Raw genomic sequence first — 26446 nt, forward strand, 5'->3', positions numbered from 1 at the left:
CGCGAGGGACTTCCTTCGGTCGTGCGCGATGCTGTTGCTCTTGCCTCTACAGCTTTTCGTTTTGAAGGCGATAAGGGCAAGAGCATCGCGCGCAAGCGCGCTCCTACATGCCCGCCCGGGCAGCGTGGAACAGCTCAGCCAGTGCCAGCCATGGCGCCAGGTCCCAATGCCCGCGCGCCTGCCCGGACGGCGAGGGCAGCACGAACAGCCGCGTGCTGCCGAGGGTTTCGTCCTGCAGGCCGTAGCCGACGGCATGGCCGAGTGCGCTGCGTGCCGCGTTCTTGCTGGTGAAGGCGAGCAGGCGCGGAGCGTGGCGTTCGATCCGGGCGAACAGGGCGGGCGCATCGAACGCATCGGGCGGCAGCTCGTCGTCGTTGCCGCTGTGGCGTTTGGCCAGGTCGGTGAGGCCGATGCCGAACTGCGGCAACAGCGGAAACTCCGCCGGCACGAGCAGGCGTGGCGTGAGGCCGGATGCGTGCAGAGCGCGCCAGAACAAATTGCCGGGATGCGCGTAGTAGGCACGCTCGGCGGCCGAGCGCCTGCCCGCGGCGGTGCCGCAGAACACCAGTGCCAGCCCGGGTTGCAGCAGGTCGGGCAGGACGTGGCGCTCAGTCCGCCGCGGCATCGCTGTCGAGCCGGCTGTCGTCCAGCAGGAAATCGGTGAACTGGAAGCGCCCGTCGCGCAGCACCGATTCGCCGCGGCGCAGCGCCAGCGGTCGGCGGAACAGCGGTCCGGCGTAACTCAGCGTGTGGAACTCGCCGCGCTCGCCGCAGGGGTCGACGCCGACCGGCAGCGTATCGAGCAGGGCGGCGTCGTAGTGGCGGCCGCAGAACTCCGCGCCCAGCTGCTGGGTGTCCACGCAGCACAGCACTGCGCGGTGGCCTTCGCCGACGAAGCGCCGCGCCAGTGCGGCGGTGTCCTCGCCCCACAGCGGGAACACCGCGCGCCAGTTCTCGCGGCCGAGCTGGCGCACACGGTAGTCGCGCACGTCCTCCAGGAACAGGTCGCCGAACGCGCAGTGGCGAATGCCCGGCCAGCGCCTGCGCGCCTCGACCAGCGCCTGCGCATGGGCCGCCTCGTAGGCCTCGTTGCTGCCCGGCCAGTCCAGCATCACCTCCAGCAGCGGCAGGCCCAGCGCGGCGGCCTGCGCCTGCAGCACCGCGCGCGGGGTGCCGTGCATGGCCACGCGCTGGTAGTTGCGGTTGACCGTGGTAAGCAGGCCGACCACCTGCCACTGCGGATCGGCCAGCAGCCGCTGCAGGGCCAGCAGGCAGTCCTTGCCGCCACTCCAGGCCAGCAGGGTGGGCGTCGGCGTGGGTGTCGTCATGCGTTCGGTTCCGGGATGGTTCGTGGGGCGGCGAGCCGTGTCGCGCGCCGGTGCCCATTTTGCGTCATCCGGCGCTGGCGTGTGGATTCCATGTCGCCGTTCATCGACAGTCCGTGGCCGCACCGCTATAAAGATCACCTGTCCCGGGGGAGTACGCGGTGAGCGAAGAAATCCTGATCAACGTGACCCCGCGCGAGACGCGGGTCGGGGTGGTCGAGAACGGCATGCTGCAGGAGGTGCACGTCGAGCGGGCGTCGCGGCGCGGCTACGTGGGCAACATCTACAAGGGCCGCGTGCAGCGGGTGATGCCGGGCATGCAGGCGGTGTTCGTGGAGATCGGGCTGGAGCGCGCGGCGTTCCTGCATGCCTCGGACATCGTGCGTCCGACGCCGGCCGATGGCGCCGAAACGAACGGCAACGGCCACCTGCCGTCGATCAGCGAGCTGGTGCACGAAGGCCAGGAGATCGTGGTGCAGGTGGTGAAGGACCCGATCAGCACCAAGGGTGCGCGGCTGTCGGCGCACCTGTCCATCCCCTCGCGCTACCTGGTGCTGCTGCCGTACGCGCGCACCCTGGGCATCTCCGCGCGGATCGAGGACGAGGCCGAGCGCCAGCGCCTGCGCGAGGTGCTGACCCCGCTGATCGGCGACGACGCGTCCGGCAACAGCCGGCTGGGCTACATCGTGCGCACCAATGCCGAGGGCCAGAGTGCGGAGTCGCTGGCGTTCGACGTGACCTATCTCGGCAAGGTGTGGCGGGTGGTGCAGGAGAACATCGCGAAGGCGAAGGTCGGCGAGCGCGTGTACGAGGAGCTGTCGCTGCCGCTGCGCAGCCTGCGCGACATGCTCAACGAGGACATCGAGAAGGTGCGGGTGGATTCGCGCGACACCTTCGAGAAGGTGACCCATTTCGTGCACAAGTTCATGCCGAACCTGGACGACCGCATCGAGCATTACGACGGCGAGCGGCCGATCTTCGACCTGTACGGCGTCGAGGACGAGATGCAGCGCGCGCTGAAGAAGGAAGTGCCGCTGAAGTCCGGCGGCTACCTGATCGTCGACCAGACCGAGGCGATGACCACCATCGACGTCAACACCGGCGCCTACCTCGGCTCGCGCAACCTGGAGGAGACGGTCTACCGCACCAACCTGGAGGCCGCGCAGGCGGCGGCGCGCCAGCTGCGCCTGCGCAACCTGGGCGGCATCGTCATCATCGACTTCATCGACATGAGCGACGAGGAGCACAAGCGGCAGGTGCTGCGCATGCTCAGCAAGGGGCTGGCGCGCGACCACGCCAAGACCACGGTGTACCCGATGTCGGCGCTGGGCCTGGTCGAGATGACCCGCAAGCGCACCACCGAGAGCCTGGCCCGCCAGCTGTGCGAGCCGTGCCCGGCCTGCAACGGCCGCGGCGTGCAGAAGACCGCCGAGACGGTGACCTACGAGATCTTCCGCGAGATCACCCGGGCGGTGCGCCAGTTCAACGCGCGGAAGCTGCTGGTGATGGCCAACCCGGCGGTGGTCAACCGCATCCTGGAAGAGGAATCCGGCGCGGTGGCCGAACTGGAAGAGTTCATCTCCAAGAGCATACGCTTCCAGGCCGAAGAGCATTATTCGCAGGAACAGTTCGATGTCGTCTTGCTGTAGATCCGGCGACTGCCCATCGATGTGGGGCCGTCGCGCGTGAATGCGTTGTGGCAGCGCCGGCTGCACCGTTTTGTCCGCGCGTCAGGCTGGGTCGCCGGGGTGCTGGTGATCCTGCTTGCCGTGACGGCGGCGCTGGCCCAACTGCTGCTGCCGCTGCTGGCGCGGCACCCGGACTGGGTCGCCGCGCAGCTCGGCGCGCGGCTGCAGCGGCCGGTCAGCTTCGTCTCGATGGAAGGGCGCTGGACCGGCTCCGGCCCGGTGTTCGTGATGCACGGGGTGAGCGTCGGCGCGGCCGCCGGCGAGAGCGGTACTGCGTTGCAGCTGCCCGAGGCCAAGCTGCAGTTCGATTTCGGCGGCTGGCTGCTGCCGTCGCGGCACCTGCTCAACCTGCACGTGCGTGGCCTGCAACTGGACCTGCTGCGCGACGCCAGCGGCTGGCACGTCAACGGCATCGGCATGGCCGGCGGCAGCGCACGGCAGCCGCTGTCGGCAGGCCGACTGTCGGCCGATCTGTGGCTGGAGGATCTGCGCGTGGTGGTCACCGACGCCACCCTGGGCGAGCACTACACGCTGCTGTCGAAACAGCTGCGGCTGAGCCACCAGGGTAGCCAGATCCGCTTCGGCGGCGTGCTGCGGCGCGACGGGGTGAACGCCGCGCTGCGCACGACCGGTCGCTTCCGCGACGACGGCAGTGCGGGCCAGGTGTGGGTCAGCGTGGACGGTGCCGACCTGAATCCGCTGCTGGAGGGCGTCGACCTGGGCGGCTACACGATCGAGCACGGGCGTGGCCAGTTGCGCGCCTGGCTCGACTGGCGCAACGGCCAGGTCAGCCGCAGCCTGACCCGCTTCGACCTGGACACGCTGGCGGTGACCGCGCCCGCCGGCGGCAAGGCCAGCGTGGCCTCGCTGCACGGGCTGGCCGGCGTGAGTCGCGTCGACGACGGCTACGACGTGCGTTGGGCCGGCGACGACGGCAGCGCGCTGGCGCTGAACCTGCACCAGCCCGGCAGCGACAACGCCAGCGCGGACCTCGCTGCGCGCAAGCTGCAGCTGGCGCCGCTGCTGCCGTGGCTGGCGCTGAAGCCGGCGCTGTCGCCAGCGCTGGCGCAGTGGCTGGGCAGCGGCCACCCGCGCGGCGTGCTGGACCAGCTCGCGCTGCACTGGAACCAGGCGCAGGGCCTGCGTTCGGTCGAGCTGACGTTCAGCAGTCTGGGCATCGATCCGGTCGGCAAGCTGCCGGGGGTGAGCAGCCTGCGCGGCAAGCTGCGCGGCGACGCCGAAGCGCTGTCGCTGGAGCTGCCCGCCCAAGCCACCACGCTGGCCTTCCCGCACACCTTCCGCCAGCCGTTCGTGCTGTCGAACCTGGCCGGCACGCTGGCGTTCTGGCCGCAGGACGGCGACTGGCATATCGGCGTCGACGCGCTGGATTTTACCGGCGCCGGCTATGCCGGCCAGGCCCGCGGCGAACTGGTGCTGCCGGCGCAGGGCGGCGCCCCGTTCATGGAGCTGTACGCGAAGCTGGCACATGCCGACGTGGCTGCCGCCAAGCTGTTCTGGCCGATCGACTCGATGTCGCCCGGCACCGTCGCCTGGCTCGACCGCGCCCTGGTGGCCGGTCGCCTCGACCAGGCCGACGTGCTGTTGCGCGGCGACCTGCACGATTGGCCGTTCCGGCACAACGAGGGCCGCTTCGAGGCGCGCGCGGTGATCAGCGACCTCACCCTCGACTACGGCAAGAGCTGGCCGCGCGCCGAAGGCGTCAGCGCGGTGGCCAACTTCATCGACAACGGCATGCTGGTGGAAGCCGACGACGGCCACGCGCTGGGCGTGAAGGCGGAGCGTGCGGTCGCGCTGATTCCGGACTTCGGCGAGGCTCTGCTCGACCTCAACGTGCAGGGCAATGGCAGCGGCGCCAGTCTGATGGAGTTCGTGCGCAGGAGCCCGATCGGCAATCGCGAAGCCGACACCCTGGCCAAGCTGAAGCTGGGCGGCAGCGGCACGTTCGGCTTCCATCTGGCGCTGCCGCTGCGCGAGGGCCTCGGCGAGCCGCGGCTGGACGGCGTGGCGCGGCTGAAGGACGCCGACCTCAGCGCGCCGGAATGGAAACTCCAGCTGGACAAGCTCAATGGCCCGCTCAGTTTCGACCTGCACGGCATGCGCGCCGGCCCGCTGGATGCCGGCTTCCGCGGCCAGCCGTCGACCCTGCAGCTGGCGGTTGCCGGAGCCAACAGCGACCCGGTTACCGTGCTGTCGGCGCAGTTGCGCGGCAGCTACCGGCTGGCCGAACTGGTGCAGGATTACCCGTCGCTGAACTGGATCGGCAAGCTGGGTAACGGCCGCAGCACGTTCGACGTCGGCTTCGCCATTGCGCACGTGCCGGGCCGCGATGCACTGGCGCAAACCCTCAGTGTCGACTCGGCGCTGGACGGTATCGCGCTGGAGCTGCCCGCGCCGCTGCACAAACCGGCTGAGGCCCGCCTGCCGCTGCACCTGTCGATGAACCTGCCGATCGAAGGCAGCGAGCTGCGCCTCGGCCTGGGCGAGGCCATGCGCGGCTACCTGCGCCTGGCCGACGGGCAGCGCCCGCTGGCCGGCAGCCTCGCGTTCGGCAACCAGATGCCCACCGAGCTGCCGCCGCGCGACCTGCGCATCCGCGGCCATGCCGGCCGGCTCGACGTCACCGGCTGGGTGCAGTACGTGGCGACCGGCAGCGGCGGCGGGCCGGGGCTGGAGAGTCTCGACGTCAGCACCGACCGGGCCGAGTGGTTCGGCCGCGATCTGGGGGCGCTGAAACTGCACGCCACGCCGCAGCCGGACCAGCTCAGCGTGGACGTGGACGGCCCGGCGATGCTCGGCAACTACAGCGTGCCGACCAGGGAGCTGGACAAGCGCGGCGTCACCGCGCGGCTGAAGCGGCTGTACTGGCCGAAGGACCCCGGCACCGAAGCCGCCAGCCATCCACCCCAATCCGTTGCCGGCGCCGCGCCGCCGGCCGCTGCGACACCGCCGCTGCCGGCTTCCGACCCGGCCAACACCGGGATCAACCCGGCCGCGCTGCCGCCGTTCCACGGGTGGGTGGGCGACCTGCGCATGGGCGACGCCAGGCTCGGCGAGGCGCGCCTGGAAACTTGGCCGACCGCCGAAGGCATGCACATCGAGCAGTTGCGCGCACTGTCCAGCCGCGTGCAGATCACCGGCAGCGGCGACTGGAACGGCAACGCCAGCAACAGCCGCACGCAGATGAAGATCAGCTTCGCCGCCGAGGATCTCGGCGCGATGCTCGGCGCGCTCGGTTTCGACGGGCTGGTCAACGGCGGCAAGACGCGCGACCAGCTCGACGCCAGCTGGCCCGGCGCGCCCAGCGGGTTGTCGCTGGCCACCATGGACGGCACCCTCAGCATCCAGGTCAACGACGGCCGCATCCCCGAGGCGGCGTCACCCGGCGTGGGGCGACTGCTCGGGCTGGTCTCGCTGACCGAGCTGCCGCGCCGGCTCACCCTGGATTTCGGCGACGTGTTCGGCAAGGGTCTGGCGTTCGACTCGATCAGCGGTGACTTCAGGCTGGCCAACGGCAACGCCGTCACCGACAACCTGTCGATCATCGGCCCGGCCGCCAGCATCAGCGTCAACGGCCGCACCGGCCTGCGCGCGCGCGACTACGACCAGCAGATGGTGGTGGTGCCGCGCGTCGGCAACAGCCTGCCGCTGGTCGGCGCGGTGGTCGGCGGCCCGGTCGGCGCGGCGGCCGGCTTCGCCGTGCAGGGCATCCTCGGCCGCGGCCTCAACCAGGCCGCCAGCGCGCGCTACCGCATCACCGGCAGCTGGGACAACCCGGTGATCATCCTGGTCGAGAAGCGCGGCAGCACGGCCCCGGCGCCGGCCACGCCGCCGCTGTTGCCCGGCGCCAAGCCGGCGCCGACGGTGGTCGCACCGTTGCCCGAAGCGCATCCAGCCGCCGCGACCTCGTCGCCGTAAAGACGACGTCCCGCGCGTCCGCCTGGCCGCTGGTGTCGCGTGGCACATGGCGCGGGCGCATGGCAGTTCAGTACACGCGGAAGCTGCGGCCGGCCGGGGTTGGCAGGTAACTGCTCTCGCCGACCCGGCGGCCATGGGCGATCAGCCCGGCTTCCGCGCGGCGGGCCTGCAGCCAGTCGGCGCGGTCGAAGCGGAACTGGCCGACCGCGCAGCCGCGCAACTCCGCTTCGATCGCACGCAGGCGGCAAAAGTCGAGGTAGCTGTCCACCTCGCCGGCCAGATGCGGCCAGGCGGCATCGACCAGGATGGCGTCGTCCAGTTGCCTGACCGGCGGCAGGCTGCCAGGGATCAGCGCGTGTTGGCCGTGCACGTAGTCCACCACCACACGGGCCGGGGCGATCACCTCGCCGAGCGGCTGCCAGGTGGCGTCGCTGAGCATCTGTTCGACGGTGCCAGCCAGCTGCAGCCGTTGCTGGATGCTTGCGGGGCGGGTCGGCGAGGGCTGGCCGGCCAGCTCGCGCGAGGCCGTGGCCAACTGGTCAGGGTCCAGCGGGAAATGCCGCAGCCGGGCCAGCAACTGGTTGAAATGAGCCAGGGCCTCGGCCCCGATCAGGAAATCGCCCAGGTGGCGACGGCGGGTCGGGTGGTGCAGGCTGGCCCAGGCGGGTGACTGCAGGGCGGCGGGCAGCGGAGCAAGGGTGGCAAGCTGGGCGTTCATGGTGTGGCCTCCGGACGGGTTGATGCGCCACGACTTGCGGCGCGGTGGAGAGGCTCCACCCCACGGCGTTTTGAGTCATGATGGAAAGGCTGGGCTTGCATGAGCGAACGCTGAGGTTTGTGTGATCGTCTGAGAACCTGTTCGTCGAACGGGTTCTGAGGGCTTTCCCATGGAGCGGACGGAATCGGGCGCGCGCAACGGGGGGGCTGCGCCTTATCGCTTCGGCGACATCGTGGTCGATCCGGCCGCGCACACCCTGTTGCGGGCCGGCGTTCCGCAGCCGGTGGAGCCGAAAGCCTACGCAGTGCTGCTGGCGCTGCTGCAGCGCCCCGGCGAACTGATCGGCCGCGACGACCTGCTCGACCGGGTCTGGGGCCACCGCCACGTCACGCCGGGCGTGCTGACCCGCGTCATCGCCCAGCTGCGCCATGCGCTGGACGAGGATCCCCAGCAGCCGCGCTACATCCAGACACGGCATGCCCTGGGCTACAGCTTCATCGGGCAACTGGAGGACATCACGGGCGCCGCCGTGGCAGTGGCGTCTGAGGAGGGCGGCGAAACGCCAGCCGCCGTCGTGCCGCCACCGGCCGAGGCAGCCGTCGAACTTGCGCCAGCACGGGCCCCCGTGGCGCCGCAAGCAACGCTGCCGGTGTGGAGCGTCGAGGAGCCGGTCGCACCTGTCCGCGCGAGTCTGGGACACTGGTCGGCACTGGGCGCCATCGCCTTGCTGGCGGGATTGGCGGCATGGCTGCTGATCCAGCGGCACGCACCACCACCCGGGTCGGTCGCGGCTTCGGTGGCGGTGCTGCCGTTCGTCAACCTCAGCGGCAGCCGTAGCGACGACTATTTCGCCGAAGGGCTGGCCGAGGAAATGCGCGACGCGCTGGCCGGCGTGAAAGGCCTGAAGGTGGTCGCCTCGGTGTCGCCTGCCACCAGCAAGGATGTTGCCGACGCCAGGGCGCTGGGTACCCGGCTGGGCGTGGCCTCGATCCTCAGCGCCAGCGTGCGCCGCGAAGGCGCGCGCCTGCGCATCACCGCGCGGCTGACCGACACCGGCACCGGTTTCACTCTGTGGAGCCACACCTACGACCGCGAGCTTGCCGACGTCTTCGACACCCAGAGCGACATCGCCGAAGAGGTGGTGCATGCATTGTTGGGCGCGATCCCGGGCGAGGATAGCGCGCTATCGAAACGCCTGGCCGCCACCCGCAGCGAGGCGGCCTTCGACACTTACCTGCAGGGCATGCAACTGCTGCGGCACCCCGATCAGCCGGATGCCGCCGACCAGGCGATCGTGCACTTCGGCCAGGCCCTGAAGCAGGACAGCGGGTTCGCCAGGGCACAGGCGGGCATCTGCCACGCCGAGACCCGGCGCTTCCAGAGCCAGCGCAGCCCGACTGCGCTGGACAACGCCAAGGCGGCCTGCCAGCAGGCCGAGCAGATGGATCCGGGCGCGCCGGAGGTGGACCAGGCGCTGGGCGACTTGTACCGCGTCGCCGGTGATCCCGAACGCGCGCTGCAGCACTATCGCAAGAGCGTACAGGCGCCGGACCAGGCCATGTACGCGCACGTGGGCATGGCCAGTGTCTACGCGGCGCAAGGGCACGGCGACCTTGCCCTGGCGGAATTCCAGCTGGCGCTGAAACTGCGTCCCGACGACGCCTACATCTATGCCTCGATCGGTTACCAGCAGTACCTCGACGGCAAGATTCCCCAGGCCGTGGCCTCGTATCGCCGCGCCGTCGAGCTGGACCCGAAGAACGCGGACCGGTGGGGCACGCTGGGTGCTCTCTACATGGGGGCGGGCAACAACGTGGCCGCGGCGCAGGCGCTGGAGCGCGCCATCGAGATCAGTCCGGCGGCGGACACGCTGACCAACCTCGGCGAGCTCAGGTACCAGCATGGCGACTATGCCGCCGCGGTGGCGCTGCGGCGCCAGGCCACGACGCTGACCCCCGACGATTTCAGGGCTTGGGGCAACCTGGGAGAGGCCTTGCGGGCGGACCCGGCGTCGAACCCTGCCGACACACGCAAGGCGTTCGATGCCGCTGCCTCGCGCGCCGAACGCTACCTGCGGGCCAAGCCCGATGACGCCCAGGCTGTCGCCTTGCTCGGCCTGTACCGGGCGATTCTGGGCGACCCGGCCGAAGCTCGCCAGCTGGCCGTGCGCGCCGAGGCGCTGGGCGGCCAGCCCGGCGAAGTAGCCCTGTTCAATGCGGAAACCTTTGCCTTGCTGGACGATCCCGCTGCGGCCCGCCAGCGGTTGCAGGCCGCGCGCGCCGCCGGCATCGCCGAAACCCAGATCTCCAGCAACTACACCTTCCGTCGCCTGGGCCTGTGGTCACCGCCGCCGTCGGCGGGCACGTCCCGGGGCACGGAGCCACCCGCCCCGCCTTCGAGTGCGGGGCATCCAGCAGGAGGATGATCATGGCAACCAAGCTCAATCGCGAACAAATACGTGCCGCCAGTACCCCCGCCACTGGCAAGCAGGCCGCCGCACCGCGGCGACGTGAGGCCCGCGAATCCGGGCGGGGAGCCTCCGGGTCCAGAGGCAGAGACGAGCCGACGGTCTATCGTTTCGACCTTGCCGACATCAGGAGCATCGGTGTCGAGCGCAACTCCCCCCTCTGCCTCGTCATTGTGGTGAACCCGCCAAAGCAGAACTGATCGCCGGGACGAGCCCGCGGCTCGTGTCCGTTCGCCAACTTGAAGTTCCTGAAGACCCGGCCCCGTTGCCGGGCCTTGGCGGTGCGCGGCAATACCATGCGTTGAAACCGGGCGGTATGCCACCATTACAGGTTCACCGCATTGCATTGGTTTCTGCATGGATTCCCTGATCACCCTCGCCGAAAGCAAGCTGCTGGCTCCCGGCGGCCTCGCCACCGGCGACCTCGACCGCGTGTTCGGCCAGCTGATGGGCCCGGCAATCGACGCCGCCGACCTGTACTTCCAGCATTCGCGCAGCGAGTCGTGGACGCTGGAGGAGGGCATCGTCAAGGACGGCAGCCACTCGATCGAGCAGGGCGTGGGCGTGCGTGCGATCTCCGGCGAGAAGACCGGCTTCGCCTATTCCGACGAGATCGTGCTGCCGCAGCTGCTGGAAGCGTCGAAGGCCGCGCGCGCGATCGCCCGCGACGGCCAGGGCGCCGGCCAGCCGCTGGCGCTGCATGGTGCGCGCGCGCTGTACCCGGCGATCGACCCGGTCGAGAGCCTGCCCAACCCCGACAAGATCGCGCTGCTGCGTGAGGTGGATGCGTACGCGCGCTCGCGCGACCCGCGCATCAAACAGGTCATCGTCAGCCTGGCCGCCACCATCGACACCGTGCTGATCGCGGCCTCCGACGGTACGCTCGCCGCCGACGTGCGTCCGCTGGTGCGCATCAACGTGCAGGTGATCGCCGAAGCCAACGGTCGCCGCGAGCAGGGTTATTCCGGCGGCGGTGGCCGCTACGGCTACCGCGAGCTGATCGAGAACGGCCGCGCGCTGCGCTTCGCCGACGAGGCGGTGCGCCAGGCACTGGTGAACCTGGATTCGGTCGATGCACCCGCCGGCCAGATGACCGTCGTGCTCGGCCCCGGCTGGCCCGGCGTGCTGCTGCACGAGGCGATCGGCCACGGCCTGGAAGGCGACTTCAACCGCAAGGGCAGCTCCGCGTTCTCCGGCCGCATTGGCCAGCGCGTGGCGGCGAAGGGCGTCACCATCGTCGACGACGGCACTCTGGCCGGCCGCCGCGGCTCACTCAGCATCGACGACGAAGGCACCCCCACCGAGTGCACCACGCTGATCGAGGACGGCATCCTCAAGGGCTACATGCAGGACAAGTTGAACGCCCGCCTGATGGGCATGGCGCCCACCGGCAACGGCCGCCGCGAATCCTTCACCGCGCTGCCGATGCCGCGCATGACCAACACCTACATGCGCGCTGGCCAGCACGACCCGGCCGAGATCATCCGCTCGGTGAAGAAGGGCCTGTATGCACCGAACTTCGGCGGTGGCCAGGTCGACATCACCAACGGCAAGTTCACCTTCTCCGCCAGCGAGGCGTACCTGATCGAGGATGGCAGGATCACCCGGCCGGTGAAGGGCGCCACATTGATCGGCAGCGGCCCCGACGTGCTCAATCGCGTGTCGATGATCGGCAACGATCTGGCGCTGGATGAAGGTGTGGGCGTGTGCGGCAAGGACGGGCAGAGTGTGCCGGTCGGCGTGGGCCAGCCCACGTTGAAGATCGACTCGATGACGGTAGGTGGCACCGCCTCGTAAGCTTCGCTCCACGATTAGGTCCAGGGTCCTCGCACTCCACCCTGCGAGGACCACACCGACCTCTCAGTCGCCATTCCGGCGAAGGCGACCCAGGCCCCGGTCGTCATTCCGGCGAAGGCCACCCCAGTCCCCCGCTCGTCATTCCGGCGAAGGCCGGAATCACACTTGTTGTTGTCGCCCCACGGGCGAAAAGCTTTCGTCTGCCACGGCAGCCGAGCCACCTTTCTCTGTGTGGCCAGAGAAACGTGGCTCCAAGAGAAGCCACTCCGCTTGGCGCTTGCCGCCCATGAATGGGCGGCAAGTCCGTGAGCCGGGGCCGGGCTTTTCGAGCGGGTTCGGACAGCCGCTCCTGCGTTGCCTCAACTCCGGCATCCATGCCGTCGCCTGCCCATGCGAAAAGGCGTTGCCATCCCTGGCAACGTCGCGCTACGCGGCCTGTCGACCCCGACTCGCCGCTGCAGAGGGGCCCCAGGTAGAGCAGCGGGCCATCCTGGCCCGCATTCGGCGCGCAACCGCTGCGTGGTTGCGAGAGCCAAAGAGCAAGGGCGGGGCATTTTGATGGGATGTGTCACCAACGGTCGCGATTACTTTTATTAATGGTGCGGTCCACGATGGCCTGCGGTTCTACCGCGGCCTTGCGCCACGCGCTGTGCCCATTCTTTCTGCTTGGGGGGCCTAAGGAAAAAAGCATCGCGCACAAGCCGCGCTCCCACAGGTACCGCGCGTCAGCCTTCGGCCGAATCGCCCGACTGCGCCAGATCCTTCAGCAGCTGAAAAATCTCCCGATATGCCCGCGGTGGCTTGTTCGGCGTGTCCTTCTCGATGCGGGCCTGGCGTACCAGCGAGCGCAGGTGCTGGCGGTCGGTGCCGGGGTGTTCGGCGAGCAGGGCGGACAACGCGGTGTCGCCGTCGTCGCCGAGCAGGCGCTCGCGCAGCGCCTCGATGCGGTGCATGGCGGCGGTTTCCTGGCGCTGCTTGTCGCGGTTCTCGCCGAGTTCGGCGCGCACTGCGGCAAACGCTTCGTCGTCGTGGCGGCGCATGATCTTGGCGAGGAAGGCGAGCTGGCGCTTGCGCGCGATGTGCGAGGGGATGCGCCGTACGTTGGCGATCTCGTCGCGCACGTCGTCGGGCAGATCGAGTTTCGCCAGTCGGGTCGGCGGCAGTTCGATCAGCTGGGCGGCCAGTTCGAGCACGGCCAGTGCCTCGCGGCGCTGTTGGCTGCGACTGGGGCCGTAATCGGTGTCGTCGAGTTCGTGCTGGTTGCGGCTGCGGCTCGGGCTCAAGGTCGTGGTTCCGGAAGAAGGGCTCGAATCAGACGGGGGCGCTGCTGGTCGGCCCGGCCTGTTCGCCGTCGGCCTGTTCCAGTGCAAAACGGGCGATTGGTTCGCCGTCCAGTTCGATGGTCTCGTTGAACATCGCGGCGGGACGCACCCACAGTCCATGGTCGCCGTAGAGCGCCTGGTAGACCACCAGTGGTTCCATCGTCTCGCTGTGGCGGGCAGTACCCAGCACGCGGTAGCGCTGGCCCTTGTAGTGACGATAGATGCCGGCGGTAGGTTGCATGGCGTTCTCCGCTTTGCATTTGGCCGCCGCGCCCCCACGTTTCGGGGCAGCGGTCGCGGACCGCTTATTCTACCCGCCTATATCCCAGGAAAACCCCATCGTGAGCGAAGTTGCCATCAGCCAGGACCGCAGCCTGCACGAGCTTGACCGCCTGGCCGAGCTGGCCGAGGACGTGATCCGCCGCGCCCGCATCGCCGGCGCCAGCCAGGCCGAGGTGGCGGCGAGCATCGACACCGGCTTGAGCGTGAACGTGCGCCTGGGCGAGGTGGAGACGGTGGAGCACACCCGCGACCGCGGTTTCGGCCTGACCGTGTACTTCGGCCAGCGCAAGGGTTCGGCCAGCACCGCCGACCTCCACCCCGATTCGATCCAGGCCACACTGGACCAGGCCTGCGCGATCGCCCGCTACACCGAGGAAGACCCGGCCGCGGGGCTGGCCGACGCGACGCGCATGGCAATGTCATTCCCCGATCTCGATCTGTGGCATCCGTGGGACATCGACACCGCGCAGGCGATCGAGCTGGGCATCGCCATCGAGGACGCCGGCCGTGCGCACGCCGGCATCAGCAATTCCGATGGCGCCAGCGTGCAGGCCGGACAGGGGCTGTCGGTGTACGCGAATTCGCACGGCTTCGTCGGGCGCGAGCGCGGCACGCGGCATGCGCTGTCGCTGGCGCTGATCGCCGGCGACGAGGACGGCATGCAGCGCGACTACTGGTACGACAGTGTGCGTGCCGCCGGCGATTTCATCAGCGCGCAGGCGCTCGGCGACAAGGCCGCCGAACGCACGCTGGCGCGGCTGGGCGCGCGCGGCCTGTCCACGCGGCAGTGCCGGGTGCTGTTCGCGCCGGAGCTGGCGCGCGGGCTGGTCGGCCACCTGCTCGGCGCGGTCAGCGGTGGCGCGCTGTACCGCCGCGCCAGCTTCCTGCTCGACCACGCCGGCAAGCCGGTCATGCCGGCGTGGCTGAACATCGACGAGCGGCCGCATCTGCCGCGCGGGCAGGGCTCGGGCAACTTCGACGCCGAGGGTGTGGCCACCGTCGACAGCGCGCTGGTCGAGGGCGGCGTGCTGGCGCGCTACGTGCTGGGCAGCTACTCGGCGCGCAAGCTGGGCCTGCAGTCGACCGGCAACGCCGGTGGCGTGCACAACCTGATCGTGGAGCCGGGCGCGGCCGACGGCGAGCGTAGCGATTTCGCCGGCATGCTGCAGCGCCTGGGCAACGGCCTGCTGGTGACCGAGGTGATGGGGCAGGGGGTGTCCGTGGTCACCGGCGACTATTCGCGCGGCGCGTCGGGTTTCTGGGTCGAGAACGGCCGCATCGCCTACCCGGTGGAAGGCATCACCATCGCGGCGAACCTGCGCGAGATGTTCGCCGGCATCGTCGCGGTGGGTACCGACGTCGACCCACGCTCGCACGTCCTGACCGGCTCGATCCTGCTCGACCGCATGACCGTGGCGGGCGAGTAGGCGCGATTTCCGTATGAGCGCACCCTGTGCGCGATGCTTTTTCGCCCACGTGACGGAGAGCATCGCGCGCAGGGTGCGCTCCAGCCAGACGCAGTTCCAGTACGGGTAATCCAGCGCCCGACGCACCAGCCCGGCACGCACGGGGTTGGCGACGATGTATCGCGCCACGGCGATGATGTCCTCTTCCCGGCGCAGCGCATGGTCGTGGAAACCGCGGCTCCACAACATGCGTCCAGGCCGAAGATCGGCCAGCCGCTTGGCTGAGAGAGCCTTGAAGCGGTTCGTCGCGATGGAAAGGCTGTCGCTTTCACCGAGCTGGATCAGGCCGTGCCAATGGTCGGGCATCAGTACCCAGCAAAGCAGGTGCGCATCGCCCCAGGTGCCAGGGTCGATCGTCAACTGGCACATCGTGCGGGCGAGGTCCGGGTTGCGAAACCAGGGCATGCGCCCGGCCGTCGTGGCCGTCAGCAGATAAACCTGCCCAGGCAGGGAGACACGCCCCTTGCGCAATGCCCGGTGACCCGGAGGATTCGTCATTCGGGGACCATCGCCGCCCGATCCCGCCCGATCCAGCGGCGCCTTGCGCGTATCCGTGTAGGAGATTCTATGTTGTTGGTCAAGCCATCTGATGCGCCTTGGCGCGGTAGTTGGACTGGTTTTTGAGCAGCGCGAAGGCGATACGTGCGAGTTTGCGTCCGAGCGCGACCAGCGCCTGGATGCGGGTCAAGCCACGTGCCATGGCACGCTCGTAGAAGGGTTTCCAGGTGGACGATCGACAAGCGGTCATGGCGGCCATGTAAAGCAACCGGCGCAGTTCCGGGTCCCCTTTCTTGGTCAGCTTGCGTCGTCCGCTGAAGGTGCCTGACTCGCGGACACGGACGTCCATGCCGATGAAGGCGATGTAGGCATCGGCGCTCTTGAAGGCGCCGCGGTGGAAGATCAGGGTCAGGGCGGCGGCGGTGACGGGGCCGATCCCCTCGATCCCCTCACAGCGTCGTGCGTCGGCGTTCCAGCCTTGATGCAGCAGTGCCTTCTGCACGCGTTGGTCGATGAGGTGCTGCAGGTGGGCCATCTTGGCCAGCATGGCGCGCGTGGAGGTCTTTAGCTCCGGCAGGCATTGCAGGCTCTGACGCAAGGTCGTTTGTGCCTGAACCAGCACGGCGCGACGGCGCAGTAGACGCTGGACCGTGGCATAGCCCGCTGGCGGCGGGGTCCACGCCCGCAGATCGCTCTTTTCATGCGTGAGGTAGCGCAATAGCAAGGCGGCGTCCGACGCATCGGTCTTGGCTCGTCCGCCGATGCTTTCGCGGTAGCGCTTCAGCCGCAGGCCATCAATCACGTAGATCGAATGCCCCAACGCGTGAGCCCGCTCGACCAGCAGGACGTGAAAGACGTTGGTCGCTTCCACCGCCAGGCACACGGGGCCGGCCAGCGTCTTGAGGTAGCGGTCGATCGCCTTGCGTTCATTGCTCAACTTCACCACATCCGACGACCAGGACTGGCGAATCACCAGCTCCGCCTTGGCCACATCGGCGCCAATCAATCGAGCTTCAACATGCATTGCCATGAGGGGTTCTCCCGGGTAGCTTTCAGGGCGCTTGCCGGGAACTCACCTGCGCTGGCTTGCCACAAATCGTCGGTCCCAAAGGCCGATAGATTCCTTATTGGCGCTGGTGGTGAGGGGCGGGACGAAGTCTCCTACCGTCTGTGCCTTTGGCCAGATGCGAACCTGGTCCCTCCACCCCGGCAAGCTCTTTCTCGCTTGCCGGGACCAAACATACAAGCGCACCCTGTGCGCGATGCCTTTTCGCCCACGTGACGGAGAGCATCGCGCGCAGGGTGCGCTCCTACAGACGCTGGGCGGGGTGACAGGTTCTTGCCGCAAAGCGGAGCGAGCCTTGTTAGCACCGGCACGACCGGCAAGCGGCCGGTGAGCTTCGACGAAGAAGGAGATGCGCATGAGCGTTCCACCCGAATCCGTCATCCCGCCCCCGCCGAGCGAGCCGCCGATGGCTGGGGCTCCTTCCGCCGAGGAGCGCCAGTGGGCGATGTTCGCGCACCTGTCGGCGCTGGCCGGCGCCATCCTCACCGGGGCCTTTGGCGGCGGTTGGGGCTGTTTCATCGGCCCGCTGGTGATCTGGCTGGTCAAGAAGGACACCATGCCGTTTGTCGCCGACCAGGGCAAGGAGGCGCTGAACTTCAACATTACCGTGGCGATCGCGTTCGTGGTGCTGGCACTGCTGTCCGTGATGACCCTGGGCATCGGCCTGATCATTGCGATTCCGCTGTGGGTGATCATCGGCGTCGCGTGGCTGGTGTTTACCATCATCGCTGCGATCAAGGCGAACGAGGGCACGCTTTACCGCTACCCGTTCACCCTGCGGCTGATCAAGTAGCGTAAGCGCAGTCCGGCAAAAAGGCAGCCTTGCGGCTGCCTTTTTGTTGCGCGCGGTGCGTTCAGTAGCGGCGGTGGGCGGCGTACCGCGCCAGTTCTTCCAGCAGCGCCGCACGATTGCCCAGCGGCGCGACCGCGGCCAGCGCGGTGTCGGTGAGTTCGGCCAGCCGCGCGCGCGAGGCGTCGAGGCCGATGATCGAGGGGAAGGTGGGCTTGGCGGCGGCGGCGTCCTTGCCGGCGGTCTTGCCGATCACCGCCGATTCGCCTTCCACGTCGAGGATGTCGTCGCGTACCTGGAAGGCCAGGCCGACCGCGTGGGCGTAGCGGTCCAGCGCGTGCAGCGTACTGTCGCCGGTGCCGGCGGCGAGCGCGCCGAGGTGCACCGAGGCGCGGATCAGCGCGCCGGTCTTGCAGGCGTGCATGTGCTCCAGTTCGCCCAGCGTGAGCGCCTGGCCGACCGCCGCCAGGTCCAGTGCCTGGCCGCCGGCCATGCCCTCGGCGCCGCAGGCGCGGCCCAGCGCGCGCAGCATGGCGATGCCGGTGGCTGCGTCAGCGCTGTCACCGGCATGGTCGGCGAGGATCTCGAATGCCAGCGCCTGCAGCGCGTCGCCGGCGAGGATCGCCATCGCCTCGCCGAACACGACATGGCAGGTCGGGCGGCCGCGGCGCAGCGCGTCGTCGTCCATCGCCGGCAGGTCGTCGTGCACCAGCGAATAGGCGTGGATCAGCTCCACCGCGCAGGCAGCGGCATCCAGTTGCGGCCCGTCTTCGCCCAGGGCGTGCGCGGTGGCGTAGACCAGCAGCGGGCGCAGCCGCTTGCCGCCACCAAGCACGGCGTAGCGCATCGCGCGATGCAGTTCGGTGGGGGATTGCCCGGCTGGCGGCAGGTGGCGGTCGAGTGCCTGTTCGGTGCGCCCGATCAGCGACTGCAGCGCGGGACCCAGCTCAGAGTTCGGGTTCAAACGGTTCGGCGCTGTCGGGGGCTTCGGGGTCGAGCAGCAAGCGCACGCGCAGTTCGGCCTGCTCCAGCGACTGCTGGCAATGGCGGAACAGGCCGATGCCGCGCTCGAACGAGGCCAGCGATTCGTCCAGGCTCATTTCGCCGGTTTCCATCTTCGCGACCAGTTGTTCCAGCTCGTCGAGGGAGTGTTCGAAATCGGCGACGGGTGGGGTCTTGCCGGGGGCGGGAACGGTCTTGGCCATGGCCGGCAACGCTAGCGCAGCAGCCGTCCGGAATCAATCTGCGCGGGCTGCGGAACGCGATGGGCGTGACCTGGATCAGCGCCCCGCGCGCCAGCGCGGCAGCGCGCCGGCCTGGCGGAAAATCGCCGCGCCCCGGGCGCTGGCCCAGCGGTCGGCCACCGCGACCAGTTCGTCGCCGGCGTACAACAGCGGGCAGGCGTGGCGCTGCCACGGCGGCAGCTGCGACTGCTGGAACAGGTCGCGCAGCTCGCGCGTATGCGCGTCGCCCGCGGGCTTGATGCGTTCGCCGCCGCGGCGCAGGCGTACCAGCAGCGGCTCGGCGAGGCAGGCGCCTTCGCGTGTCAGCGCGAGCTCGCCGCCATCGGGCAGCGCCAGCGGTTCGCCGCGCCAGGGCGCCTGCCAGCCGGCGTCGATGGCGCCAGCCGGCGGTGGCAAGGCCCACAGCCGGTCCTTCCAGATATGCAGTTCGGCGCCGGCCCAGCGGATGCACGGCAACTGGCCCGCACGCGCGCCGCACTGACGCTCGATCTGCCGGCGCTGGGCGGTGCTGGGTGCGGGCAGGCCTTGCCGGTGCAGCCAGTGATCGAGCAGCGGCTGGCGCAGCGCCGGCAGCAGCGCCAGCCAGCCGGCGGCGTTTAGGCTGCGGCTGGCCGGGTGGTGCAGGGCGTCGAACGCGGCCAGCCATTGCAAGCGCAGCGCGTCGGCAGCAGCGTGGCAGAGCGCGGCGCTGTGCAGAATCGAATCCGCCGCCTGTGGCCAGCCTCGCGCCAGCCGCGGCAGGATCTCGTGGCGCAGGCGGTTGCGCGCCAGCGAGGTGTCGGCGTTGGACGGGTCGTCGATGACATCCAGCCGTTGCGCCTCGACGTAGTCGCGCAACTGCTGCCGCGACAACGCCAGCAGCGGCCGCCACAGCTGGCCGCGGCCGAACGGGCGCAGCGTGCGCATGCCGCCTAGCCCTTCCGGGCCGGCGCCGCGCAGCAGTTTCAGCAGCACGGTCTCGACCTGGTCGTCGCGGTGGTGGCCGAGCAGCAGGCATTCGCCGTCGCGCAGCTGCGCGGCCAGTGCGGCGTGGCGCGCGTGGCGCGCGGCCGCTTCCAGGCCGATGCCGGCGCCTCGCTCGACCTGCACGCGCAACACTTCGCACGGCAGCCCCAGCGCGGCGCAGAAGTGCCGGCAATGTTCCGCCCAGGCGGCGCTGTCGGGGTGCAGGCCGTGGTCGACGTGCAGCGCGCGCAGGCCGCGCCTGCGCGCCTCGGGCATTTGCGTCAGCGCGTGCAGCAGGGCGGTGGAATCCGGGCCGCCGCTGAAGGCAACGCACAGCGGGGCCGGCGGCATGGCCGCGAGGGAGGCCTGCAGGTGCGCTTGCAGCGGGTTGCTCACTTCTTGCCGTCGCGCGGCCGAACGTAGAGATGCTTGCCGTTGCCGATCTGGCGTTCCTCGGTCTCGAACAGGCCGATGCCCTTGATCAGGCCGCTGAGCTTGGCGTAGCCGTAGTTGCGCGAGTCGAAGTCGGGCGACTGCTTGCTGATGATGCTGCCGATGGTGCCGAGGCTGGCCCAGCCGGTGTCGTCCGAGGCCGCCTCCAGCGCGCCGCGCAGCAGGTTCATCAGGCGCGTGTCGCCGCGCAGCTCCTTCGCCGAGCGCGGTTTCGGCGCGGCCGCGGTCTCGGCCTCGGCGGTGCCGGCCAGCACCTCGGTGTAGATGAACTTGTCGCAGGCCGTGCGGAACGGCTCCGGCGTCTTCTTCTCGCCGAAGCCGTACACGGTCTGGCCCGATTCGCGGATGCGCGAGGCGAGCCGGGTGAAGTCGCTGTCGCTGGAGACGATGCAGAAGCCGTCGAAGCGCCCGGCATAGAGCAGATCCATCGCGTCGATGATCATCGCCGAGTCGGTGGCGTTCTTGCCGACGGTGTAGCGGAACTGCTGGATCGGCTGGATCGAGTGGCGCAGCAGCACCTCCTTCCAGCCGTTGAGGTCGGGTTTGGTCCAGTCGCCGTAGATGCGCTTGACGTGCGCGGTGCCGTACTTCGCCACCTCGGCGAGCAGGCCTTCGACGATCGCTGGGCGGGCGTTGTCGGCGTCGATCAGTACGGCGAGCTTGTCGTGGGCCATGACGGGGATCCATCGGAAGGGATGGACGGATGGTAACGCCTGGCCGCGCACCCGTTGTTGCCGTAGGAGCCCGCTCGCGGGTGATGCTTTGAGGGCCGGGATTCGGGATTCGAAGAGTATCGCCGCGCAAGCGGGCTCCTACGGTTGCGGCACGTTATTCCTGATAAGCCCCGTAACTGCGCAGGCGCTTGTAGCGCTGTTCGAGCAGGTCGGTGACCGGCATGGCCTGCAGTTCGTCGAGCTGGTTGAGCAGCACCGCCTTCAGGCGGATCGCCATCGAGCGCGGGTTGCGGTGGGCGCCGCCCAGCGGCTCGCGCACCAGCTTGTCGACCAGGCCCAGTTCCAGCAGGCGCGGTGCGGTCATGCCCAGCGCCTCGGCGGCATCCTTCACCTTATCGGCGCTCTTCCACAGGATCGAGGCACAGCCCTCGGGCGAGATCACCGAATAGGTCGAGTACTGCAGCATGTTGGTGCGGTCGCCCACGCCGATGGCCAGCGCGCCGCCGGAACCGCCCTCGCCGATCACCGTGCACACGATCGGCACCTTCAGCTCCGCCATCTCCAGCAGGTTGCGCGCAATCGCCTCGCTCTGGCCGCGCTCCTCGGCGCCCACGCCGGGGTAGGCGCCGGGAGTATCGATCAGGGTCAGCAGCGGCAGGCTGAAGCGCTCGGCCATCTTCATCAGGCGCAGCGCCTTGCGGTAGCCCTCGGGACGAGGCATGCCGAAGTTGCGGCGCACCTTGTCCTTGGTGTTGCGCCCCTTCTGGTGGCCGATGATCATCACCGGCCGGCCGTTGATGCGGCCCAGGCCGCCCACGATGGCGGCGTCGTCCGCGTACATGCGGTCGCCGGCCAGCTCGTGGAACTCCTCGCAGATCACGCCGATGTAGTCGAGCGTGTACGGCCGCGCCGGGTGGCGCGAGAGCTGGGTGGTCTGCCACGAGTTGAGGTTGCGGAAGATCTCCGCAGTCTTGATCTTGAGCTTCTCGCGCAGGCGGCCGACTTCCTCGTCGATGTTGAACGCCTGGCCGCTGCTGGCATGGCGAAGCTCTTCGATCTTCGCGTCCAGTTCGGCAATCGGTTGTTCGAAATCGAGGAAGTTGGGGTTCATTCGTTGCTTTTCATGGCACGGAAGCGGCCCAGTATACCGTTCCGCTGGAAACCGCGAGAATGCCGCCGTATGGGCCGTGACGGAGTCGACAGCTGCCTGCCGCGGGCCGGCGGTTGCGCTATCGTCCGCCCATCAGACATCGCTGCCGGATCGTCGCCATGCCCAGCAAGCCCATCGACAACGCGAAACTCGACCGCATCGTAGCCGAGGCCCGACGCGCCGCCGAACAGCGCGAGCTGGGCTATCGCGAGCGCGCGCTGAAGATGTACCCGTGGGTGTGCGGCCGCTGCGCGCGCGAGTTCACCCGCGCGAACCTGCAGGAACTGACCGTGCACCACCGCAACCACGACCACGATTTCAACCCGCCGGACGGCAGCAACTGGGAGTTGCTGTGCGTGTATTGCCATGACAACGAGCACGCGCGGTACATCGACCACGTGCGCGGCGGGGTGATGGCGGTGGATGACGCGCCGCCGGCGACCGGCAACCCCTTCGCCGACCTGAAGGCGATGCTGGAGCGGGGCCGGAAGTGACAGGAACGGTTCCTCCCCCTGCGCAGCAGGGGGAGGTCAGCGACCGCAGGGAGTCCTTCAGGTGAGGGGGTGAGGCTTTTGATCTTGGACTTCGAGATCAAGAGCTGACCCTACCCCAACCCTCCCCTGCGCAGCAGGGGAGGGAGCAAAGCGGGCTTGCGGGTTGCGAGCAGGGGATGGAGCAGGGCGAGCCTGACTTTCGCTGTTCCTTTGCTCGTCATTCCCGCGAAAGCAGGAGTCCATCTGGTTGTTTGCTCAGGGGCAAAATGGATTCCCGCTTTCGCGGGAATGACGTCGTCGGGGTACGCGGATTTCCATCTCCGGCTTTTACGGACCCAAAACCCCGAATCCCAAATCCCGAATCCCGAATTCCGGCTCTTCAATCCCGGCTCTTCAATCGTGCTGCTTGACGATGCGCAGGCGCGCGGCTTTCACGCCGGGCAGGGCGCGCACGGCGCGCAGCAGGTCGGGGATGGCGTCCACCCGCCAGGCCTCGCCCAGCTCGAAGTCGGCCTGGGCGTGGCGGTTGCGGTAGCCATGCAGGGTCACGCTGGTGCGGCCGCCGCGGTAGCCGGCCAGTGCGTGCTGCAGTTGTTCGACGAAACCCGGGCCGATGCCGTTCAACTTCAGCTGCAGCAATCGCGCGTGGCGGCGGCAGGCGTCGGCCAGCGAGCAGGCGCTGCGCGCGCGCAGCTGGAAGCCGCCGCCGGAGAACTCGTCGATGCGCAGGCCGCCGTCGACCACCAGCATCTCGTCGCGGGTCAGCAGCGGCGCGATCTGCTGGTACAGCTCGCCGAAGAAGCTCACCTCGATGAGGCCGCTGCCGTCTTCCAGCCGCACGAAGGCGTCGCTGTCGCCGCGCTTGCGCACGGCAGTGACCATGCCGGCGACAGTCCACGGCGTATCGGGGCCGCGGCGGAAACGGTTGTTGTCGTCGTGGTCGTTCTTGCGCGGCTTCGGCGGCTGGTAGCGGTCGGCGATCTCGCCGAGCGGGCAGGTCGACAACTGTGCCAGTTCGTCCTTCCACGGGTCGGTGGGATGGCCGGACAGGTAATGGCCCAGGGTGTCGCGCTCGCCCTGCAGTTTCTGCTCCAGCGGCCATTCCGGCACGGTGGGCAGCTCGATCTTCAGTACCGGGGTAGCGTTGCCCATGGCCGCGCCGAACATGTCGTTCTGGCCGGACTGCCGGTCGCGCAGGTGCTGCTCGGCGGCCTTGATCGCGTCGGGCAGCTGCAGCATCAGGCTGGCTCGGTTGGCGGCGAGCGCATCCAGCGCGCCAGACAGGACCAGTGCTTCCAGCACGCGGCGGTTGAGCTTGGTGGGATCCACGCGGCGGCAGAAATCGGCCAGGTCGGTGTAACGGCCATGCGCGCGCTCGGCCACGATCGCTTCACACGCGCCCTGGCCGACGCCCTTGATTGCGCCGAGGCCGTACTGGATCGTGCGAGGTTCGATCGCCACGAACATGTACTCGGACGCGTTGACGTCCGGTGGCTGCACGGCGATGCCGATGGCGCGCGACTCGTCGAGGAAGGTCACCACCTTGTCGGTGTTGTCCATGTCCGAGGAGATCGTGGCGGCCATGAACTCGGCCGGGTAGTGCGTCTTCAGCCAGGCGGTCTGATAGGAGACCAGCGCGTAGGCGGCCGCGTGCGACTTGTTGAAACCGTAGCCGGCGAACTTCTCCATCAGGTCGAAGATTGCGTCGGCCTTTTCGCCGGAGAGACCGTCCTTCGCCGCGCCCTCGCGGAACTTGGCGCGCTCCTTGGCCATCTCCTCGACTTTCTTCTTGCCCATCGCGCGGCGCAGCAGGTCGGCGCCGCCGAGCGAGTAGCCGCCGACGATCTGCGCCATCTGCATCACCTGCTCCTGGTAGACCATGATGCCGTAGGTCTCTTTCAGGATCGGCTCGACGCGCGGGTCGGGGTAGTCCACTTCCTCGCGGCCGTGCTTGCGCGCGATGAAGCTGGGGATCAGGTCCATCGGGCCGGGGCGGTACAGCGCCACCAGCGCGATGATGTCCTCGAAGCGGTCGGGTTTGGCGTCCTTCAGCATGCGCTGCATGCCGGAGGATTCGAGCTGGAACACGGCGACGGTCTGCGCCTTCTTCAGCAGTTCGTAGGTGGGCGCGTCGTCCAGCGGCAACTGCGAAATGTCCAGCGGCCCCTCGCCCATGGAACTCGCGGCAGCCGCAGGCTGCTCCGCATTGTCTTCCCCTGCCTGCAGGGACGAGACGGCAGGATTGCCGTCTCGAGCAGCCTCGGCTGCCCGCAGGGCCGAGGCCATGGATGGCCTCGGTTCAAGATGCCCGGAGGGCAGATGGGGTCGCTCTTTCGCGCGGCGTGCGTTGATCGCCTTCACCGCCCAGTCGATGATGGTCAGCGTGCGCAGGCCGAGGAAGTCGAACTTCACCAGGCCGACCGCTTCCACGTCGTCCTTGTCGTACTGGGTCACCACGCCGCCGCCGCCGGCTTCGCAGTACAGCGGGGCGAAATCGGTCAGCGGGCTGGGCGCGATCACCACGCCGCCGGCGTGCTTGCCAGCGTTGCGGGTGAGGTTCTCCAGCTTCAGCGCCAGGTCGATCAGCGCGCGTGCTTCCTCGTCCTGCTCGTACAGCTCGCAGAATTCCTTGACGACACGCTCGGGCTCCTTCTTCGCCTTCTCGCTGCGGCCCAGCGCGCACGACAGCGTGAGGTCGAGCGGCCGCGCCGGAATCAGCTTGGCGATGCGGTCGACCTGGTTGTAGCCGAAGCCGAGCACGCGGCCGGAATCGCGCAGCACCGCCTTGGCCGCCATCGAGCCGTAGGTGATGATCTGGCTGACGCGGTCGCGGCCGTACTTGCGCGCGACGTAGTCGATCACCTCGTCGCGGCGATCCATGCAGAAGTCGATGTCGAAGTCGGGCATCGACACGCGTTCGGGGTTGAGGAAGCGCTCGAACAGCAGGTTGAACTGCAGCGGGTCGAGGTCGGTGATCTTCAGCGCCCAGGCCACCAGCGAGCCGGCGCCGGAACCGCGGCCGGGCCCGACCGGAATGCCGTTCTGTTTGCCCCAGTTGATGAAGTCCGCCACGATCAGGAAGTAGCCCGGAAAGCCCATCTTGACGATGACGTCCAGCTCGCGCTCCAGCCGCGCCTGGTAGTCGGCCAGCGTGTGGTCGGCGGCCAGCGGCGCGTTGGCCAGGCGCTCCTTGAGGCCTTGCCGTGCCAGCTCGCGGATGTGGCTGTCGAGGTCGTGGCCCTCGGGTACCGGGAAGTCGGGCAGGTAGTACTTGCCGAATTTCAGCTCCAGCGTGCAGCGTTTCGCCAGCTCGACGGTGTTTTCCAGCGCCTCGGGGATGTCCGCGAACAGCGCGGCCATCTCGTCGGGCGTCTTCAGGTACTGCTGGTCGCTGTACTCGCGCGGTCGCTTGGGGTCGGCCAGCACGCGGCCCTGCTGGATGCACACGCGCGCCTCGTGCGCGCCGAAATCGTCCTGGGTGAGGAAGCGCACGTCGTTGCTGGCCAGCACCGGCAGGCCGAGTTCGGCGGCCAGCGCCAGTGCGGCGGTGTTCCAGTTTTCCTCGCCCTCGCGGCCGCAGCGGGTCAGCTCCAGGTACAACCGCTCGGGGAACAGCCGCGCCAGCGGGCGCAGCCTGGCCAGCGCCGCCTCGGCGCCCTGGTTCAGCGCGATGCGGCCGACTTCGCTTTCGCGGCCGAGCAGGGCGATCAGCCCGCTGCTGGCGCCGGCGCTGAGCCAGCCGGCCTCGACCAGCGCACGGCCGCCGTGCTGGCCTTCCTGCCACGCGCGCGAGACCAGCCGCGACAAATTGAGATAGCCCTCGCGGTGCTGGCACAGCAGGGTGAGCCGCCATGGGCGCGGGTCGTCCGCTGGGCTGATCCACAGGTCGCAGCCGCCGATCGGCTTGATGCCGGCGGCGGTGCAGGCCTTGTAGAACTTCACCAGCGCGAACATGTTGCTGTCGTCAGTCAGCGCCACCGCCGGGATGCCGTCGCGCACGCAGGCGGTAACCAGCGCCTTGATGCGGATGGTCGAGTCGACCAGCGAGTATTCGCTGTGCAGGTGCAGGTGGGTATAGCGGACGGTCATGCGTTCTTGTGCGGTGAGTCTCCGCAGGCTACCCGCCACCTT

The 26446-nt window shown here is 69.0% G+C and carries 20 protein-coding genes and 1 pseudogene; 8 read left to right on the plus strand and 13 right to left on the minus strand.

What is annotated here, in order from left to right; genetic code table 11:
* Positions 1–103: 103 nt before the first annotated feature.
* Together LRK53_RS06530 and LRK53_RS06535 are read right to left on the minus strand one after the other, a co-directional pair.
* Complete coding sequence (locus LRK53_RS06530; RefSeq protein WP_027493654.1) at positions 104–625, minus strand: mismatch-specific DNA-glycosylase; 522 nt, start codon at positions 623–625, stop codon at positions 104–106.
* A complete protein-coding gene (locus tag LRK53_RS06535) occupies positions 609–1328 on the minus strand; it encodes a Dph6-related ATP pyrophosphatase (RefSeq protein WP_027493655.1) in 720 nt (239 codons plus the stop codon). The genes LRK53_RS06530 and LRK53_RS06535 overlap by 17 nt, the downstream gene beginning before the upstream one ends.
* 158 nt (positions 1329–1486) lie before the next feature.
* On the opposite strand from LRK53_RS06535, the gene rng reads away from it, so the two are divergent.
* Complete coding sequence (gene rng, locus LRK53_RS06540; protein WP_235642574.1) at positions 1487–2974, plus strand: ribonuclease G; 1488 nt, start codon at positions 1487–1489, stop codon at positions 2972–2974.
* Between the two features lie 36 nt (positions 2975–3010).
* Positions 3011–6949, plus strand: a complete 3939-nt coding sequence (locus tag LRK53_RS06545) for a YhdP family protein (RefSeq protein ID WP_027493656.1) — start codon at positions 3011–3013, stop codon at positions 6947–6949.
* 67 nt (positions 6950–7016) lie between these two features.
* On the opposite strand, the gene LRK53_RS06550 is transcribed toward LRK53_RS06545, so the two are convergent.
* Positions 7017–7667 (minus strand): hypothetical protein, encoded by a 651-nt coding sequence (locus LRK53_RS06550; protein WP_235642575.1) that lies wholly within the window; start codon positions 7665–7667, stop codon positions 7017–7019.
* Positions 7668–7836: 169 nt separating this feature from the next.
* Between LRK53_RS06550 and LRK53_RS06555 the strand changes: the two genes are divergently transcribed.
* The 3 genes from LRK53_RS06555 (at position 7837) to tldD (ending at position 11931) form a co-directional block, all read left to right on the plus strand.
* Positions 7837–10092: a tetratricopeptide repeat protein gene (locus LRK53_RS06555; RefSeq protein ID WP_027493657.1), complete on the plus strand. Its 2256-nt coding sequence runs from the start codon at positions 7837–7839 to the stop codon at positions 10090–10092.
* A gap of 2 nt (positions 10093–10094) precedes the next feature.
* Entirely contained in the window at positions 10095–10334 is a 240-nt protein-coding gene (locus tag LRK53_RS06560; protein WP_185754694.1) for a hypothetical protein, read from the plus strand.
* 157 nt (positions 10335–10491) lie between these two features.
* Positions 10492–11931: a metalloprotease TldD gene (gene tldD / locus LRK53_RS06565; RefSeq protein ID WP_027493659.1), complete on the plus strand. Its 1440-nt coding sequence runs from the start codon at positions 10492–10494 to the stop codon at positions 11929–11931.
* Between the two features lie 725 nt (positions 11932–12656).
* Here tldD and yjgA read toward each other — a convergent pair.
* Positions 12657–13214: a ribosome biogenesis factor YjgA gene (gene yjgA, locus LRK53_RS06570; protein WP_027493660.1), complete on the minus strand. Its 558-nt coding sequence runs from the start codon at positions 13212–13214 to the stop codon at positions 12657–12659.
* Positions 13215–13242: 28 nt separating this feature from the next.
* Positions 13243–13494, minus strand: a complete 252-nt coding sequence (locus tag LRK53_RS06575) for a DUF1653 domain-containing protein (protein WP_027493661.1) — start codon at positions 13492–13494, stop codon at positions 13243–13245.
* A 100-nt stretch (positions 13495–13594) separates the two neighbouring features.
* On the opposite strand from LRK53_RS06575, the gene pmbA reads away from it, so the two are divergent.
* Positions 13595–14962 carry a metalloprotease PmbA gene (gene pmbA / locus LRK53_RS06580; RefSeq protein WP_027493662.1) on the plus strand — a complete coding sequence of 456 codons (1368 nt, stop codon included), beginning with the start codon at positions 13595–13597 and terminating at the stop codon, positions 14960–14962.
* A 156-nt stretch (positions 14963–15118) separates the two neighbouring features.
* On the opposite strand, the pseudogene LRK53_RS06585 reads toward pmbA, so the two are convergent.
* Together LRK53_RS06585 and LRK53_RS06590 are read right to left on the minus strand one after the other, a co-directional pair.
* A pseudogene (locus LRK53_RS06585) lies at positions 15119–15499 on the minus strand (REP-associated tyrosine transposase); the annotation flags it as partial.
* 79 nt (positions 15500–15578) lie between these two features.
* A complete protein-coding gene (locus LRK53_RS06590; protein WP_235642183.1) occupies positions 15579–16490 on the minus strand; it encodes an IS110 family RNA-guided transposase in 912 nt (303 codons plus the stop codon).
* A gap of 430 nt (positions 16491–16920) precedes the next feature.
* Here LRK53_RS06590 and LRK53_RS06595 point away from each other — a divergent pair, with 430 nt between their 5' ends.
* Positions 16921–17358 carry a DUF4870 domain-containing protein gene (locus LRK53_RS06595; protein WP_037090322.1) on the plus strand — a complete coding sequence of 146 codons (438 nt, stop codon included), beginning with the start codon at positions 16921–16923 and terminating at the stop codon, positions 17356–17358.
* 61 nt (positions 17359–17419) lie between these two features.
* Here the strand turns inward: LRK53_RS06595 and LRK53_RS06600 are convergent, their stop codons facing one another.
* The 5 genes from LRK53_RS06600 to LRK53_RS06620 all read right to left on the minus strand — a co-directional run bounded on the left by LRK53_RS06600 (position 17420) and on the right by LRK53_RS06620 (position 21782).
* A complete protein-coding gene (locus LRK53_RS06600; RefSeq protein ID WP_027493664.1) occupies positions 17420–18319 on the minus strand; it encodes a polyprenyl synthetase family protein in 900 nt (299 codons plus the stop codon).
* Positions 18303–18560 carry an exodeoxyribonuclease VII small subunit gene (locus LRK53_RS06605; RefSeq protein ID WP_027493665.1) on the minus strand — a complete coding sequence of 86 codons (258 nt, stop codon included), beginning with the start codon at positions 18558–18560 and terminating at the stop codon, positions 18303–18305. The genes LRK53_RS06600 and LRK53_RS06605 overlap by 17 nt, the downstream gene beginning before the upstream one ends.
* Before the next feature lie 75 nt (positions 18561–18635).
* Positions 18636–19940: a tRNA lysidine(34) synthetase TilS gene (gene tilS / locus LRK53_RS06610; protein WP_027493666.1), complete on the minus strand. Its 1305-nt coding sequence runs from the start codon at positions 19938–19940 to the stop codon at positions 18636–18638.
* On the minus strand, positions 19937–20671 hold the full coding sequence (locus LRK53_RS06615; protein WP_235642576.1) for an NYN domain-containing protein: 735 nt from the start codon (positions 20669–20671) through the stop codon (positions 19937–19939). The genes tilS and LRK53_RS06615 overlap by 4 nt, the downstream gene beginning before the upstream one ends.
* A 154-nt stretch (positions 20672–20825) precedes the next feature.
* A complete protein-coding gene (locus LRK53_RS06620; RefSeq protein ID WP_027493667.1) occupies positions 20826–21782 on the minus strand; it encodes an acetyl-CoA carboxylase carboxyltransferase subunit alpha in 957 nt (318 codons plus the stop codon).
* Positions 21783–21940: 158 nt separating this feature from the next.
* On the opposite strand from LRK53_RS06620, the gene LRK53_RS06625 reads away from it, so the two are divergent.
* A complete protein-coding gene (locus tag LRK53_RS06625; protein ID WP_027493668.1) occupies positions 21941–22315 on the plus strand; it encodes a YajD family HNH nuclease in 375 nt (124 codons plus the stop codon).
* A gap of 393 nt (positions 22316–22708) precedes the next feature.
* On the opposite strand, the gene dnaE is transcribed toward LRK53_RS06625, so the two are convergent.
* On the minus strand, positions 22709–26404 hold the full coding sequence (gene dnaE / locus LRK53_RS06630; RefSeq protein ID WP_027493669.1) for a DNA polymerase III subunit alpha: 3696 nt from the start codon (positions 26402–26404) through the stop codon (positions 22709–22711).
* Positions 26405–26446 lie beyond the last annotated feature (42 nt).

The sequence above is a fragment of the Rhodanobacter thiooxydans genome (assembly GCF_021545845.1).
Taxonomy (GTDB): Bacteria; Pseudomonadota; Gammaproteobacteria; order Xanthomonadales; family Rhodanobacteraceae; genus Rhodanobacter.

Excerpts from the sequence above, each read along its gene's own strand:
- LRK53_RS06620 (WP_027493667.1), bottom strand. The coding sequence starts at position 21,782 with ATGAACCCCAACTTCCTCGATTTCGAACAACCGATTGCCGAACTGGAC.
- LRK53_RS06595 (WP_037090322.1), top strand. The coding sequence starts at position 16,921 with ATGAGCGTTCCACCCGAATCCGTCATCCCGCCCCCGCCGAGCGAGCCG.
- LRK53_RS06530 (WP_027493654.1), bottom strand. The coding sequence starts at position 625 with ATGCCGCGGCGGACTGAGCGCCACGTCCTGCCCGACCTGCTGCAACCC.
- dnaE (WP_027493669.1), bottom strand. The coding sequence starts at position 26,404 with ATGACCGTCCGCTATACCCACCTGCACCTGCACAGCGAATACTCGCTG.
- tldD (WP_027493659.1), top strand. The coding sequence starts at position 10,492 with ATGGATTCCCTGATCACCCTCGCCGAAAGCAAGCTGCTGGCTCCCGGC.
- LRK53_RS06555 (WP_027493657.1), top strand. The coding sequence starts at position 7,837 with ATGGAGCGGACGGAATCGGGCGCGCGCAACGGGGGGGCTGCGCCTTAT.
- LRK53_RS06560 (WP_185754694.1), top strand. The coding sequence starts at position 10,095 with ATGGCAACCAAGCTCAATCGCGAACAAATACGTGCCGCCAGTACCCCC.
- LRK53_RS06605 (WP_027493665.1), bottom strand. The coding sequence starts at position 18,560 with ATGGCCAAGACCGTTCCCGCCCCCGGCAAGACCCCACCCGTCGCCGAT.
- LRK53_RS06625 (WP_027493668.1), top strand. The coding sequence starts at position 21,941 with ATGCCCAGCAAGCCCATCGACAACGCGAAACTCGACCGCATCGTAGCC.
- LRK53_RS06550 (WP_235642575.1), bottom strand. The coding sequence starts at position 7,667 with ATGAACGCCCAGCTTGCCACCCTTGCTCCGCTGCCCGCCGCCCTGCAG.
- LRK53_RS06615 (WP_235642576.1), bottom strand. The coding sequence starts at position 20,671 with ATGGCCCACGACAAGCTCGCCGTACTGATCGACGCCGACAACGCCCGC.
- LRK53_RS06535 (WP_027493655.1), bottom strand. The coding sequence starts at position 1,328 with ATGACGACACCCACGCCGACGCCCACCCTGCTGGCCTGGAGTGGCGGC.
- LRK53_RS06575 (WP_027493661.1), bottom strand. The coding sequence starts at position 13,494 with ATGCAACCTACCGCCGGCATCTATCGTCACTACAAGGGCCAGCGCTAC.